We start from the raw sequence: 14,583 nt of genomic DNA, 5'->3' as shown, positions 1-14,583 counted from the left end.
TTTTTTTTCCGGAGGCCGGGGTGTTATGATGCTCTTGATTCAGAGATTCCAGCCTCCATGTATTTCGTTCAGCATATCTCCGGCATGTATGGTGAAGCTAATTTTAACCATCAGGTACTATTTCAGGGTAGATGTTATATAAAAACTTATGATTTCTTCGACTTAGAGAAAGGAACCGCAGATTCCGAGTCACGCCTCGGAAGGGCGCAGACACGTATGCCTGCATGCATACGTGGATTCCCGAAGGGTAATCAGGATGCGGATGAACGCAGATTAATTGCAATGGTGGTGAAGAAGGATGATCTGGAAGCGATAATTGAGACTATCGAAATAATGAATAATGAAGAGTTAATGGAAGGAATAAAATTCGGGTATTCATCCTGGTATGAAAAGTTCAATTATATTGCATCTTAGACTCGGATGCGGCTCAGCTAATATAAACAACGAACTGGACGAACCCGATACGAACTCGGGCTTATGAGTTCGTTTAAGTTCGTTTTGAGTTCGTTGTTTATACAATCGTCTTTTTCATTTTCATCTATGAACCAGTTCATAGCCAACTCTGTGGTAAAAATACTTTCACATTGCTCTCAAAAGATATATAAGGATAAGAGTGATTTAGAAAAAATGAGCTGTATATTGATTATTATAATGGTGATGGTAGATTGGTTCACGGCATCGGAACGGATGGTGTAAAGCCCGCTGCAGGGGCGGGAAGGCGAGAAGTGAGGAGCGGGCGGGGCGCAAGTGCAGAGGAGGAATTGAGGATGAGACGGGATGAGGAATCAGATGATTGAGGCGATGTAAAAATGAATGAAGGTTTTATAGAAGTTAATTTTCCTAAACTAAATCATTTCTGGATGGATTCGGGACTATTGGGATTATATCGGATTGCTAATGATGAAAATCCCGAAGAAATGGGAGTTGAAATAGAATTGAATGATAATGGGGTTTTATTCAAAGGAACTGAATCTAATTTAGATAAATTTTTTCACAAAACCTACAAGTCTCTGCTATCTCAATACTACAACACTTCAACAGATAAACAAAAAAGGGAGAACGCTGGATTTTATTATGATTCGAAAGCGGATAAATTTGTTCGATTTCCAAAAGTAAAATCGATGGGAATCGCTGGTTTGATTTTTAATAAAGCTCCGAGGTATACTAAAGATGAAGTAAAATATGAGAAAAAAGAGGTAATTGAATCTGGAAAGAAAATAAAAAAGGAAATTCTTCCAATTGATTATGCACATCTACAAGAGCGACTTGATAAATTTCTTGTTGAGAATAACCTAAAAATTGGGTCTTCAAGTTTACTTATAGATGGACCAAATGCAATACAACCTAAAGTTGAAATAAATTTTAAAAAAGGAAAACCCAAAGGAAAATGTTTTATTTGTGGGGATTATTCACATTCATTAAGTGAGATTGGTGGTACAGTTTTTCCAATGATTTCTGGTTCTTCGGGGGCATTATCATTCAACTCAGCCGGTGGTAGACCTGAGAAAGTCTGCTGGAAATGTGATTTTATTGGAAAATTTGTACCTGTTAATGGCTTCTATACGATAAGTAATGACAGTTACCATATATATTTTCCGTATTCATCCAGCTTAGAAAAAATGAATGATATATTTAGTAGTTTACGAGCTATTAAAATTGAAGATCAAAATTTACTTCGAAATTTCAAGCATAATCTTGGCGGCTATTTTCAGAAACCATTTGAGCAATTATTTGCTTTTTTGTATTCACTGTACCGAATTGTTATGATTAGAAAAACCTCTAAAGGTTCAACAGATGAGGATTACGAACTTGATTATGAAAAACTTTTTGATATTACACTTTGTAAAGCTCCCATTGAATTTTTTGTAATGTATACTGAAGCTCTCGGTGATACACAAATGGGAAAAATGATCTGGCCTTTTCAGGATTCAGTTTATTTATTCAGATTACTAGATCGCCTTGAAAGAAATAAGATCAGTATAAACGACACAATGACTCTTTTAATCGAGTTTGATCAACCAAAGAACGAAAGTAAAACCATTGTAAGAAATAGAATATGTGAAAGGATTTTACGAAAGCAAAGTATCGTAGAACTTGTAGAACAACACGTTTATAGGATTAATAAATCAAAAATCCAATATATTAGACAATTAAATGATTTTGTTATATTATATGAAAAAATATTAAATGAAGATGGAGGCAAAATGAATCAAGAAATAATTGATACAGCGGTTAGTTTGGGGAAGACAATTGGAAAAAGTGTTGGCCCAAGCGGAAAGAAAGGCAAAGGAGATCTTTTCAGATTGAGGAAAACAAGAAAACAAGAAGATTTTCTTAATGAAATTAATAGAATTCAGATAAAACATGGAGCATTAGTAACTGCTGACTTATACAATAAAGGACAGGCTATTGGAGATAATTTTGCTGAATTTAAGCAATTTTGCATGATTGCTGCATTAAATACTTTCAATGCTGAGAATAGAAAAGAACAAAATACGGATACTAATATTAAAATCAAGGAGGAAAAACAATGAAAAATGCAAAAGCATTGACATTGACATATTTAACGCCGGTGTCATTTGCCTCGTTAAATGGATCGGATAAAGAAACAGATAATATATCAAGCATTAAAAAAATTTCAGTTGGTGTAGAACAATTCCCGTATGTTTCTTCTCAGGCTGTCCGTAGAGCACTGAGAAATCAACTGGAAGTATTAGGAAGACCGCTCTCAGAAGGGATTGCTGCATCAATATCAAAAGGAGCAGCTACGACTAAACAAGAACCTGATAAGTATATTGATGATGATTTGTTTGGATATATGGGAACCGAAGGAGCAGAAGGAAAAACTAAAGGAAAAGCTACTAAACGCACTTCTGTTGTTCGAGTGTCTCCTTTAATAGCTCTTAATTCTTATCAGGGTGATCTTGATTTTGGTACAAATTATATGGGTGTAAAATCTGGCGGCGACCCAAACATATTTGAGACTGAAATTCATTCCGGTCTTTACAGAGGTACGATTCTTATCGAACTTGATAGAGTCGGCTCAGGCGATGGATTTGAAAAAGACTTAGATAATAAAGAAAAAGCTGCAAGAGTAAAAGACCTACTTTCAGCAGTAAAAAATCTATGGGCATCTGGCAGACAAACTCGATTTCTTGCAGATATTTCTCCAAAATTTATTGCGGCTGCCATTCTTAAAACCAAGAATCCGATCTTTCTCGAAAGTGTTCAGGTTGAAGGGAAAAAACTCAATGTTGATATGATAAAAGAAACTTTAAAAGATTACAATTCAGAAATAGTATCTTCGGTAATTGGGGTACGAAAAGGCTTCTTTATAGGCGATATAGAAAATTCAAAGTCTATCGGAGATGCTTTTGATGAAATAGCTAAATGGATAGATCAACATTATGTATAGAGGATAGGTATGTTCCTTTTTTCAATTAAAGGGATTGCAATTACCGCCTCTTTCCGTGTACCTGAGACACATACTTTCCATCAAACATTACCTTTACCACCAAAAACAACAATTATCGGCATGATAGGTGCAGCTTTAGGATTGAACTTAGAAAATGCACATAAATATACCGATAAAAATGAAATTTTAGTTAGTATTTACGGTAAACATAAAGGCATGATGAAAGATCTCTGGAATTACAGGAAGCTAACTGGTAAGGAAAAAAATTATACAAGTGAGGATATAAAAAACCGCAGACATTATAGTATTTTGATTCGTGAATATCTTTGCTATAATGATTTTATAATATATTTCGCCTCTAACAATCTCGACCCTCTTGAAGAATTGAGAAATGCAATGCTCTCACCGGTTTATGCTTTAACAGCAGGAAATAGTGATGATCTTCTCAAGATTTATACAATCTCTAACATTATAACATTACAAGCAGAGAAACTTAATCAATTTGAGTATACGATTTTACCTGAAGATGTTTCAAAATCCTATAAGCCCGATGTTGATTTTAGTTTAATTCCTATAACTCAAACAATCTATACTCCACAAGTATTTCTTCTACCAACAAGATTTGAGTTTAAAGGAGATGAAAGGAGAGTTATTGAGCGAAAGTCATTTACTTTTGTTAGCACGCCCATAGTTGTTGAAAAATCAATTGAGGGTTATATCATAGATGGCAAAAAGGTTGTCCTCCAATGAACACTACTTTTTGGGCTAAACCAGATCAACTATATGACGTTCACATTAATGCAGCGTATAAAGCTTGGAAAGAGACCGTAATAGCTAAAAAGAGTCTAATTCAGAGAGTATGTAAAGAGTTTGGATTCAGCGAGGAACGTTTTTTAAAAAGCTCACTTTTAACGGTTGTGCTACATGATATTGGTAAAAATATTGAACCTTTTCAGAGGATGATGCAAGCAAAGCGAAAAGGTGAACGATTTAATAAACGGGAAAATTACAGACATGAACTAGTATCTTTTCCTTTTGCTTTATTAGGTGGTTTAGCTTTATTTAAACAAGAAGGACAGTTGATTGGTAAATTACCGATTGAGGCTCTAGCAATTTTAGGGCATCACAAAAAAATAGATCCTATTTTACAATCATTTTCAAGGGAAGGTGTTAGTGAAAAACCTAATTATTGTGATGAAGGAATAAAACTTGCAATAATACAGGCTGAAAAAATTTTTGAAAAAGAAGGTTTTTCATTTCCAAAAATATCGATTCTCAATTGTAACCCTTATGTTGAAGTTACTAAATTAATCAGCTACGATGGTGCTTTTACTAAAATATGTGAAGATTATAAAAACCCACAGGCAATTCGAATCACCTATTTACTATTAAAAGCAATCCTCCATTACGCTGATTGGCATGGATCAGCCGGAATAGATGTTAATTACTCCTTAAAAACGCATGCTGATGACTTATTTAAAGAGATTGAAAAACGATGCGTAGAGAAAAAAATAAAATTTAATGGCCTTAGACCATTCCAAGAAGAATGCGGTCGTACCTTATGTAATGTCATTGCGATTGCGCCAACCGGAAGCGGAAAAACAGAAGCATCTCTATTATGGGCATTAAATAATTTACAAAATATGGGTGGAGGAAAACTTATCTATCTTTTGCCTACAATGGTTACTGCAAACAGTATTTTTACGAGATTAGAAGATTATTTTGGCAAAGGAAATGTAGGGCTTACACACTCCACGGCTTCTTTCATGTTTCAAGACGAAGAAGATAATCCTGAGAATGTAAGAAACGTCCTTTTTGATAAGTCTTTTATTAAACCAGCAACTGTTGCTACAATTGATCAGTTATTAACATCAGGGTTTAATTCAGGGAAATGGGCATTGATAGAAGCAAATGCAGCCAACAGCGTAATAATAATCGATGAGATTCATTCATACGACTCATGGACATTAGGACTTATTATCGAATCAATTAAACACTTTTCGAAATTAGGAACGCGTTTCATGCTTATGAGCGCAACTCTGCCAGAGTATTTGATTAACTTGTTTTCAAAAACCCTTCCAAATGTTAATATAATACGAGATGAAACTTTATTGAATTCATGCAGAAATAGTTATAAAATAATTGATAAAAATATTGATGATGCAATTTCAGAAATTGAAAATTCAGTTAATAGAGGCACAAAAACACTAGTTGTGGTTAACAATGTGGCAAAATGTCAGGAGCTTTACAAAAAATTAGAATATTTAAATCCGATGTGTTATCATTCTAAATTCATCTTAAGAGATAGGAAAGAAAAAGAGAAATATATTGACAATCAAAAACTTTTGATTGCTACTCAAGTTGTAGAAGTTTCTCTCGATATTGATTTTGATACGATGTTTTGTGAGTGTGCACCGCCTGATGCAATCGTTCAGAGGGCCGGAAGAGTTAATCGAAAACGAGAGAAATCAGATAGTTGGATATCAATATTCAAAGCATCTGATATATCGAAAAATATTTATGACCCTGAAGATAGCAAATTATTAGAACGATCTTTTGAAATTTTCAAAATTTCCCCAGAAAAATTAACAGAAAATGACCTTATTAAAATTGTTGAGGATGTTTATTCAGGAATTGAAATTGAAAAATCGCAATATTTTGTTGATGCGAGTAAGCAATATACTGTAACACAAAAAAGACTCATGGGAATTTTTGATAATCCGAATCGAGAAGATAAAAATGATACAACAAGAAAAATTGAATATCTTCAGGTTCCTGTAATTCCATTGATTTATAAAGATGAAGTATTGAATTCATCCCCTTCACAGCGCAGATTGTACGAAGTAAAAATGCCCTATTGGTATATTCAGAAGCATAAAGAGCAACACGGCGACATTACCTTTTGTGATATGAAATACGATAGTGTAATTGGAGCCCAATTTACAGAAGATACTCAGGTTTCAAGTTTAATAATATGAATCTTCAAATTTTCACCTTCACCCTCGCCTCCTCCCACCCGATCCGCGCCTCGGCTTCGCTTTTACGCGGCTTCTTCGCCACAAAATTCAACGAGTACTCCCTGCTCCACCAGCACAGCGCCGATAGGTTCATCCACCGCTATCCGCTGGCGCAGTACAGGATGATAGACGGCGCGCCGGGCATCTTGGAGAGCATGAAAACCCGACCAATCTGCGTTCATCTGCGTTCATCTGCGGTTTATATTTTCGATAAACCGAAACTGCATCAGTTCCCTATCGTGGCGCCGAGCATTCTAAAAAGATTTTCATGCAGCCATCGACTTATAGAAAACCCCGCTCAAGAGCGGCGCCTCACCGGGGTCTGGGGTCGCAACCCCGGCGCCGGATGCTGCAACAGACCAAAGTGCTTCAAAATGTGAAAAGATATGCTCCTGAAAACCTTCACCCTCACCCTCGCCTCCTCCCGCCCGATCCGCGCCTCCGCCTCAGAGTTACGCGGCTTCTTCGCCACAAAATTCAACGAGTACTCCCTGCTCCACCAGCACAGCGCCGATAAGCTCATCTACCGTTATCCGCTGGTGCAGTACAAGATGATAGACGGCGCGCCAATGGTGATCGGCATCAATGACGGCGCCGGGGTTCTAAAAGAGATCTATGATAAATATGATGAAATAAAACTTGGCGAGGATATGTATGAGATCGTTGAGAAGGGAATTTCTGTCAGGAACCAGGAATTCGGGCTGGCTGACATGATATATTCGTACGAGTTCGCTACCCCGTGGCTGGCGCTGAACCAGGAGAACTATATGAGGTACTACGGGCTGCGCAGCGATGAGAGAAATGAATTCCTGAGAAAAACGCTTATCGGGAACCTGCTCTCCATGTCAAAATCCCTGGACTACCAGGTGCCTGGTACGATAAAATGCGATCTCCGGGTCAGGATCAGGAAAAACAGGCTTAAGGATGTGAACATGATGACCTTCACAGGAGGATTCTGCGCCAACTTCCTGATACCTGATAACCTCGGCATAGGGAAATCAGTTTCAAGAGGTTTCGGCGCTGTGAGGGGGTGCAGCCAGCCATGAGCGAGAAAAAAGCTCCAGCGAAAGATAAGTTATCTCCTGATGCCCTCATTGCCAGACTGAAGAAGGAATTTGAGTTTATAAGCGGTGAGGTTGAAGGCATTTTACTCTACGGTTCATATGCCAGGAGTACTGCTGATGAGCGCTCAGATATAGATATCTGCATCATCAAGCCTAAAACACGCAAAGTTTTAACCCGGATATTAACAAAAGTCGGCGGCAGGTATGATGTAAAAATATTTGAAGATCTGCCGCTCTACGTTAAGATGGGCGTTATCGAGAAATATATGATAATCTTCGGTAATGAACCCCAGATTTCTTATTATCTGTATGGTTTCAGAAAAAAATGGGAGGATATGAGGCACAGGATTATGAACAACAGTTTTTGCACAGTATCAGAGATGGAAAAAACAAGGAGGAAGTGGCTTGACTCAAAAAGACAGATACCTCTCAAAGTTTGAGAGATTCATCAGAGAAGAGGAGTTCATTTTAACCCACAGGATAGAGGATGAAGTAACTGAGCGCGCTTTGCTGTATGCACTTGAGGTAGCTATCGAGATCTCGATGGACATAATAGCCATGAAAATAAGGGATATGGGACTCAAGGTCGAGGATGACGCAACAAACATTGAGAGAATCACCCGTGAGGGGATTCTCTCAACAAGCGAGGCGGATTTTTTACGGCAGATGAACGGTGTGCGGAATTTCATTGTCCACAGGTATAACCACCTCGATATGGATATCATAAACGAAGCGCTATCAAGAATCGATGAGCTAAAAGGGATCATTGTAAAAATAGCAGAGTATTGACATGCAGCTTGTAATAAACACGCGCGGCGCGTATCTCAAGAAGGAAAAGAACTGTTTCCTTGTAAAGAACGATGATAAGAACCTTGAGGTCTCGGCTGACAAAGTGGACAGCATACTTATCACCACATCCGCGACCATCACTACAGATGCCATCGAGTTCGCGGTTGAGAACAATATCGACATAGTTTTTCTTGATTTTAACGGTAACCCGTACGGGAGGGTATGGCATTCAAAGCTGGGGAGCACAACACTTATCCGGCGCCGGCAACTGGAGGCCGGGGCCTCAATTGTGGGATTCAATATGGCGCGCGGCTGGATCGTGCAGAAGCTTGAGAACCAGACGGTTCTCTTAAAAGACCTGAAAAAGAACCGTCCTGATGCCTATGATATGCTGACACCGTATATTTCGAAGCTTGAGCAATTAAAGGATGACCTGATGAGCATGAGAGGCTCACTTGATGGGAAGCGCGGCTCGATCATGGGAACAGAGGGTATGGCATCCCTTACGTATTTTGAGGCATTGAGCAACATCATGCCCGATGCCTGGAAGTTCAGCGGCCGAAGCCGCAATCCTGCGCAGGATGCCTTCAACTGTCTTCTCAACTACGGCTATGGTATCCTGTATTCCCAGGTTGAGAAAGCGTGCATAATTGCAGGGCTTGATCCTTACATGGGCTTCCTGCATACCGACAATTATAACAAGAAATCCTTTGTGTTCGATCTTATAGAGATATTCAGGATACATATCGACAGGACTGTTGTTAACCTCTTTTCGAAAAAACAGGTTCATGATGGCCTGTTCGATAAGATCCCGGGCGGATTGTACCTGAATAAAGACGGCAAGGCAGTGCTGATCAAAGCGGTCAATGAGACCCTTGATAGAGAGATCGAATACAGAGGGCGCAATATCAAGATCAGGAACACAATCCAGATGGAATGCCACAGCATAGCCAATGGTCTGATAAAATAGGAGGGAATAAAATGACAATGGTATGGGTAGTTTATGATATTGTAGAGAACAGCGCGCGCAGTAAGGTCGCCCGCATATGCCTTGATAAAGGGTTATACCGCGTGCAGAAGAGCGTTTTTCTTGGTACGCTCAATGCGAATGAGAGGGATTCCCTGGCTCTGGAATGCGAAGAGATCATTGATCCTGATGTTGACTCGGTATATGTTTTCCCTATGGATGATGAGTCTTTCAGGAAGGTAAAGCTACTCGGCCAGGCTTTTGATAAAGAGCTTGTTAGCGATGAAGTACTGACTAAATTCTTTTGAGTATTGATACCATGACAGGCGGGGATACGATAATCAATATTTCCGATGTGCTTGAGTACCTCTTCTGCCCGCGCTTTATCTATTTTATGCACTGCCTTGATATCCCGCAGCATGAGGAATCACGCTTTAAGGTACTTAAAGGGAGGGAGGTACATGAGCAGAAGCGGATAACAAACCCCGAATACCTGAGGAAGAAGTTAGGTGTTGTGAGAAAAGAGCTGAATGTGTTCATCGCATCGAAAAAGAACCATATTAAAGGTATAGTGGATGAGGTTCTTTTCCTTGATGATGGGACGGCAGCACCTTTTGAATACAAGTTCGCAGAATTCAAGGATAAGATTTATCAGACCTATAAATTCCAGCTTGTCCTGCATGCTATAATGATACAAGAGAACTATAATATCAATGTTAAAAAAGGGTTTATATGCTTTACAAGAAGCAATAACCGAATTGAAGAGGTTAATTTTACAGAAAAAGACCTCAAGAGAGGAATCGAGATCATAAATGAGATCCTTGATATCATTGACAAAGGCTTTTATCCAGGTAAGACCAAGAATAAGAATAAATGTCTGGATTGCTGTTACAGCAACATCTGCATGTGATTTTCTTATCCTTATAAACCAATCAATAATTTTGCAGTAAGAATTTTAACCGCAAAAATTAAGGTATAATAATGCCTATTTTGCCCTGAATAGGCGAAAATTTGTGCTATTCAAGAGCGACATCCAACAAAACAAGGATTGAAACTGATCTGAATACTTACCTGGCTGTCTATCTGCACATTCAAGAGCGACATCCAACAAAACAAGGATTGAAACACCCCTCTATAATCCTTCTACGCATAAAACCCGTATGATTCAAGAGCGACATCCAACAAAACAAGGATTGAAACATAAAGCAAGGGATATAGCTAGAAGAGAAAAAGCAGCATTCAAGAGCGACATCCAACAAAACAAGGATTGAAACTCCTTCTCTGCCTTTTGCGCCTCTTCCATCTTTTTGAATTCAAGAGCGACATCCAACAAAACAAGGATTGAAACAGAAATACAGGCGACCGTTTAGATTTACGGTTTAGTATTCAAGAGCGACATCCAACAAAACAAGGATTGAAACTGGGTAGCATACAGACGAAACCTTTTTTGAATGGTATTCAAGAGCGACATCCAACAAAACAAGGATTGAAACCGAGGCACAGCAGACCGACCGGGAAGATTACAGCCTATTCAAGAGCGACATCCAACAAAACAAGGATTGAAACTGTTTAGATAGATCTGTCTGGACTGTTTTTTTTGAATTCAAGAGCGACATCCAACAAAACAAGGATTGAAACAGGGTGCTAACATGGGCTTATTCGATAACGTTTTAAGATTCAAGAGCGACATCCAACAAAACAAGGATTGAAACTCGGGAGTCTGGGAGTCCTGTTCCTTATGCGAAGTACGAATTATTCAAGAGCGACATCCAACAAAACAAGGATTGAAACATAGCTAAATCATTCCTAACATCCTGAACCGAAAGATTCAAGAGCGACATCCAACAAAACAAGGATTGAAACTGGAGCCACTACCCCTAACGTAATAGCAACATTCGCATTCAAGAGCGACATCCAACAAAACAAGGATTGAAACTAAAAAAGAAGCTTCTTACAGACAGAGAGAGAAGATTCAAGAGCGACATCCAACAAAACAAGGATTGAAACAGAAATGGGATAAACGATGTCAGGACTGTGGGAGCGTATTCAAGAGCGACATCCAACAAAACAAGGATTGAAACATAATATTGTCTATATCACCATCCTTCAGGCTATCGCATTCAAGAGCGACATCCAACAAAACAAGGATTGAAACGAAAAAGCTGAGAAGTCCGGGGTTGTCGATACTACTATTCAAGAGCGACATCCAACAAAACAAGGATTGAAACCCGTCTGTCCTGGTGGTACAAATATCGCAAGTCGTTTAATTCAAGAGCGACATCCAACAAAACAAGGATTGAAACTAAAGACCCTGAGCCCTGAATCTCCTATAGTATCGCATTCAAGAGCGACATCCAACAAAACAAGGATTGAAACGGGCAGTTTGGACATAGTGCAATCGTAGTCTCAATGAATTCAAGAGCGACATCCAACAAAACAAGGATTGAAACACTGTTTCCTGGTTTTCTGGTTCTTGATTTTCCATATATTCAAGAGCGACATCCAACAAAACAAGGATTGAAACCAAGTTTCTTTGGCTTCAGGTCGCATGTAGCATCTGAATTCAAGAGCGACATCCAACAAAACAAGGATTGAAACTTATGATTCTCCAGTTTCCATCTGCCGTTATACCATTCAAGAGCGACATCCAACAAAACAAGGATTGAAACAGGGCCTGATAATAATAGGTGTTTCGTTATGCGTTGATTCAAGAGCGACATCCAACAAAACAAGGATTGAAACCTAGAGATCTTGTTCTTGGCAGATCCGGTTCTTGGATTCAAGAGCGACATCCAACAAAACAAGGATTGAAACTTGTAAGGGATCCTACCAGGAAATTACCTTTTAATTCAAGAGCGACATCCAACAAAACAAGGATTGAAACACGGCTGTCTTACTGCGCTGTCGCAACGGCCCCGGTGCCATTCAAGAGCGACATCCAACAAAACAAGGATTGAAACTCATGCTGAGTCTGTGCTGCAGCTCAACGACTTTCCTTATTCAAGAGCGACATCCAACAAAACAAGGATTGAAACAAGCTGATACGCTAAGGTAGCCCCGGGGGCGTTGCGACATTCAAGAGCGACATCCAACAAAACAAGGATTGAAACTCGATGGAAGTTTCCTTGTCGGATCACTCCCCATAATTCAAGAGCGACATCCAACAAAACAAGGATTGAAACGCAACGGCAAGACGCTTGCAAGCTATAGGGCAGAGGCATTCAAGAGCGACATCCAACAAAACAAGGATTGAAACAAAAGACAGGCGGAAGAACTTGTAGAAAAAGGAGAATTCAAGAGCGACATCCAACAAAACAAGGATTGAAACAAGGATGCGGGTAAGCCCGCATTACCTCCCATAGCATTCAAGAGCGACATCCAACAAAACAAGGATTGAAACATATATATACTATTGCATGTATGTAACCTGTGGGATTATTCAAGAGCGACATCCAACAAAACAAGGATTGAAACCATCAAATTTCACACGAAAAGACATATGAGCACCATAATTCAAGAGCGACATCCAACAAAACAAGGATTGAAACCTGTATCGGTCGAAAAACAGGTAGACCTTATACAAATTCAAGAGCGACATCCAACAAAACAAGGATTGAAACTGTCAAATTTCACACGAAAAGACATATGAGCACCAATTCAAGAGCGACATCCAACAAAACAAGGATTGAAACTCAGGTTGTTGGCTGGCGTTTAAATGTCTGAGGTTCTAGAATTCAAGAGCGACATCCAACAAAACAAGGATTGAAACTGAGATCCCTCACGCACTCCTGGCATGTGATGTGCATTCAAGAGCGACATCCAACAAAACAAGGATTGAAACGGGAGTGCTATCATACATCATACGCAGGTGATCCAATTCAAGAGCGACATCCAACAAAACAAGGATTGAAACACGAGCTCAACCGCCTTGCGCAGCACGGGATGCTTATTCAAGAGCGACATCCAACAAAACAAGGATTGAAACATTCGTTATCCATCTTTTAAAACCTCCTTATCCATCTATTCAAGAGCGACATCCAACAAAACAAGGATTGAAACACGAGGTACCTGCCGCGATGACCTCACGCGTGGAATTCAAGAGCGACATCCAACAAAACAAGGATTGAAACATAAAGATACATTTCTCCACTCACTGTTCAATACTGCAATTCAAGAGCGACATCCAACAAAACAAGGATTGAAACAAAATGTTTGGAGGGTGAACAATACCAAGCTGCATAATTCAAGAGCGACATCCAACAAAACAAGGATTGAAACGGAATGACGTGTCTTAGTGTTTTTTCCCCACTCCCAGGATTCAAGAGCGACATCCAACAAAACAAGGATTGAAACTCATGAATAAATATAAATAAGTGTCACGGAAACCCGATTCAAGAGCGACATCCAACAAAACAAGGATTGAAACGAAATTTGTTTGTGTGTATGGATGGTTGTAAAGGCATGCCTGGTATGATTCAAGAGCGACATCCAACAAAACAAGGATTGAAACATATACTTCACGGCAGCGTTAGCCGTTCCGCTATGGATTCAAGAGCGACATCCAACAAAACAAGGATTGAAACGAATCAGGATACAGTTCGCTCATTTGCTCGATAAAATTCAAGAGCGACATCCAACAAAACAAGGATTGAAACTCAATGTTAGAAAATGAAAAGAGTAGAATCATATCAATTCAAGAGCGACATCCAACAAAACAAGGATTGAAACTGGTTGGGGAAAAACGAGTCCGCAGGAATGGCCAGGATTCAAGAGCGACATCCAACAAAACAAGGATTGAAACTAGATAGTCGGTGATATAAATGGCAGAAGTATATTTATTCAAGAGCGACATCCAACAAAACAAGGATTGAAACGCAGGAGGCATGAACCCCAAAAGATGCATAAACTACAATTCAAGAGCGACATCCAACAAAACAAGGATTGAAACCTGGCGCTTCAGAAAGATAAGAATGCAACAGTAATATTCAAGAGCGACATCCAACAAAACAAGGATTGAAACTGGTTTCCTTATTTTTGATCTCGGTTCTATCTATAATTCAAGAGCGACATCCAACAAAACAAGGATTGAAACGGCACTATCTACCCTGCTCGATTTGCTCGTTACGCTATTCAAGAGCGACATCCAACAAAACAAGGATTGAAACCAGATGTTCTAAAGCGAACGAGGAAAGGGGTAGTATTCAAGAGCGACATCCAACAAAACAAGGATTGAAACAGATTCTTATAATATATATACCTTGTGCCAACAACAGTACTTCCGATCGGTCGTAGTTCCGAATAGTATCCTGAATCATATTTGTGCTAAGCGAT

Annotated in this window: 13 protein-coding genes and 1 CRISPR repeat array; all 13 genes read left to right on the top strand. The window is 39.2% G+C overall.

Going from position 1 to position 14,583, the window contains the following annotated elements; all coding sequences use genetic code 11:
- The first annotated feature begins 57 nt into the window (after positions 1-57).
- Positions 58-414: a hypothetical protein gene (locus ANME2D_RS00945; protein WP_048088343.1), complete on the top strand. Its 357-nt coding sequence runs from the start codon at positions 58-60 to the stop codon at positions 412-414.
- Positions 415-665: 251 nt separating this feature from the next.
- On the top strand, positions 666-797 hold the full coding sequence (locus ANME2D_RS18775) for a hypothetical protein (RefSeq protein WP_277812891.1): 132 nt from the start codon (positions 666-668) through the stop codon (positions 795-797).
- Positions 798-809: 12 nt separating this feature from the next.
- Positions 810-2,534: a hypothetical protein gene (locus ANME2D_RS00940; protein ID WP_048088340.1), complete on the top strand. Its 1,725-nt coding sequence runs from the start codon at positions 810-812 to the stop codon at positions 2,532-2,534.
- Positions 2,531-3,415 carry a type I-B CRISPR-associated protein Cas7/Cst2/DevR gene (gene cas7i / locus ANME2D_RS00935; protein ID WP_048088338.1) on the top strand — a complete coding sequence of 295 codons (885 nt, stop codon included), beginning with the start codon at positions 2,531-2,533 and terminating at the stop codon, positions 3,413-3,415. Before ANME2D_RS00940 ends, cas7i begins: the two co-directional genes overlap by 4 nt.
- Positions 3,416-3,424: 9 nt before the next feature.
- Positions 3,425-4,165, top strand: a complete 741-nt coding sequence (gene cas5 / locus ANME2D_RS00930; RefSeq protein ID WP_048088336.1) for a CRISPR-associated protein Cas5 — start codon at positions 3,425-3,427, stop codon at positions 4,163-4,165.
- Entirely contained in the window at positions 4,162-6,393 is a 2,232-nt protein-coding gene (locus ANME2D_RS00925; RefSeq protein WP_048088334.1) for a CRISPR-associated helicase/endonuclease Cas3, read from the top strand. Before cas5 ends, ANME2D_RS00925 begins: the two co-directional genes overlap by 4 nt.
- Complete coding sequence (locus ANME2D_RS17750) at positions 6,390-6,812, top strand: hypothetical protein (protein ID WP_157833891.1); 423 nt, start codon at positions 6,390-6,392, stop codon at positions 6,810-6,812. The genes ANME2D_RS00925 and ANME2D_RS17750 overlap by 4 nt, the downstream gene beginning before the upstream one ends.
- A gap of 6 nt (positions 6,813-6,818) precedes the next feature.
- A complete protein-coding gene (locus tag ANME2D_RS00920) occupies positions 6,819-7,478 on the top strand; it encodes a CRISPR-associated endonuclease Cas6 (RefSeq protein ID WP_048088333.1) in 660 nt (219 codons plus the stop codon).
- A complete protein-coding gene (locus ANME2D_RS00915; protein WP_048088330.1) occupies positions 7,475-7,936 on the top strand; it encodes a nucleotidyltransferase domain-containing protein in 462 nt (153 codons plus the stop codon). The genes ANME2D_RS00920 and ANME2D_RS00915 overlap by 4 nt, the downstream gene beginning before the upstream one ends.
- On the top strand, positions 7,902-8,285 hold the full coding sequence (locus ANME2D_RS00910; RefSeq protein ID WP_048088328.1) for a DUF86 domain-containing protein: 384 nt from the start codon (positions 7,902-7,904) through the stop codon (positions 8,283-8,285). Before ANME2D_RS00915 ends, ANME2D_RS00910 begins: the two co-directional genes overlap by 35 nt.
- A gap of 1 nt (position 8,286) precedes the next feature.
- Complete coding sequence (gene cas1 / locus ANME2D_RS00905) at positions 8,287-9,255, top strand: CRISPR-associated endonuclease Cas1 (RefSeq protein WP_048088326.1); 969 nt, start codon at positions 8,287-8,289, stop codon at positions 9,253-9,255.
- 11 nt (positions 9,256-9,266) lie between these two features.
- Complete coding sequence (gene cas2, locus ANME2D_RS00900; RefSeq protein ID WP_048088324.1) at positions 9,267-9,560, top strand: CRISPR-associated endonuclease Cas2; 294 nt, start codon at positions 9,267-9,269, stop codon at positions 9,558-9,560.
- On the top strand, positions 9,557-10,162 hold the full coding sequence (cas4, locus tag ANME2D_RS00895; protein ID WP_241763289.1) for a CRISPR-associated protein Cas4: 606 nt from the start codon (positions 9,557-9,559) through the stop codon (positions 10,160-10,162). The genes cas2 and cas4 overlap by 4 nt, the downstream gene beginning before the upstream one ends.
- Before the next feature lie 108 nt (positions 10,163-10,270).
- A CRISPR array of direct repeats spans positions 10,271-14,488; the repeat unit is 37 nt; unit sequence ATTCAAGAGCGACATCCAACAAAACAAGGATTGAAAC.
- Between the last annotated feature and the right edge of the window lie 95 nt (positions 14,489-14,583).

This window comes from Candidatus Methanoperedens nitratireducens (assembly GCF_000685155.1).
Classification (GTDB): Archaea; Halobacteriota; Methanosarcinia; order Methanosarcinales; family Methanoperedenaceae; genus Methanoperedens; species Methanoperedens nitratireducens.
This window is presented reverse-complemented; position numbering and strand designations above follow the sequence as displayed.

What these genes read in the sequence shown, in the direction of transcription:
- ANME2D_RS00920 (WP_048088333.1), top strand. Translation starts at nt 6,819, where the DNA reads ATGCTCCTGAAAACCTTCACCCTCACCCTCGCCTCCTCCCGCCCGATC.
- cas1 (WP_048088326.1), top strand. Translation starts at nt 8,287, where the DNA reads ATGCAGCTTGTAATAAACACGCGCGGCGCGTATCTCAAGAAGGAAAAG.
- cas5 (WP_048088336.1), top strand. Translation starts at nt 3,425, where the DNA reads ATGTTCCTTTTTTCAATTAAAGGGATTGCAATTACCGCCTCTTTCCGT.
- ANME2D_RS00945 (WP_048088343.1), top strand. Translation starts at nt 58, where the DNA reads ATGTATTTCGTTCAGCATATCTCCGGCATGTATGGTGAAGCTAATTTT.
- ANME2D_RS00925 (WP_048088334.1), top strand. Translation starts at nt 4,162, where the DNA reads ATGAACACTACTTTTTGGGCTAAACCAGATCAACTATATGACGTTCAC.
- cas2 (WP_048088324.1), top strand. Translation starts at nt 9,267, where the DNA reads ATGACAATGGTATGGGTAGTTTATGATATTGTAGAGAACAGCGCGCGC.
- ANME2D_RS00940 (WP_048088340.1), top strand. Translation starts at nt 810, where the DNA reads ATGAATGAAGGTTTTATAGAAGTTAATTTTCCTAAACTAAATCATTTC.
- ANME2D_RS17750 (WP_157833891.1), top strand. Translation starts at nt 6,390, where the DNA reads ATGAATCTTCAAATTTTCACCTTCACCCTCGCCTCCTCCCACCCGATC.
- cas7i (WP_048088338.1), top strand. Translation starts at nt 2,531, where the DNA reads ATGAAAAATGCAAAAGCATTGACATTGACATATTTAACGCCGGTGTCA.
- ANME2D_RS00915 (WP_048088330.1), top strand. Translation starts at nt 7,475, where the DNA reads ATGAGCGAGAAAAAAGCTCCAGCGAAAGATAAGTTATCTCCTGATGCC.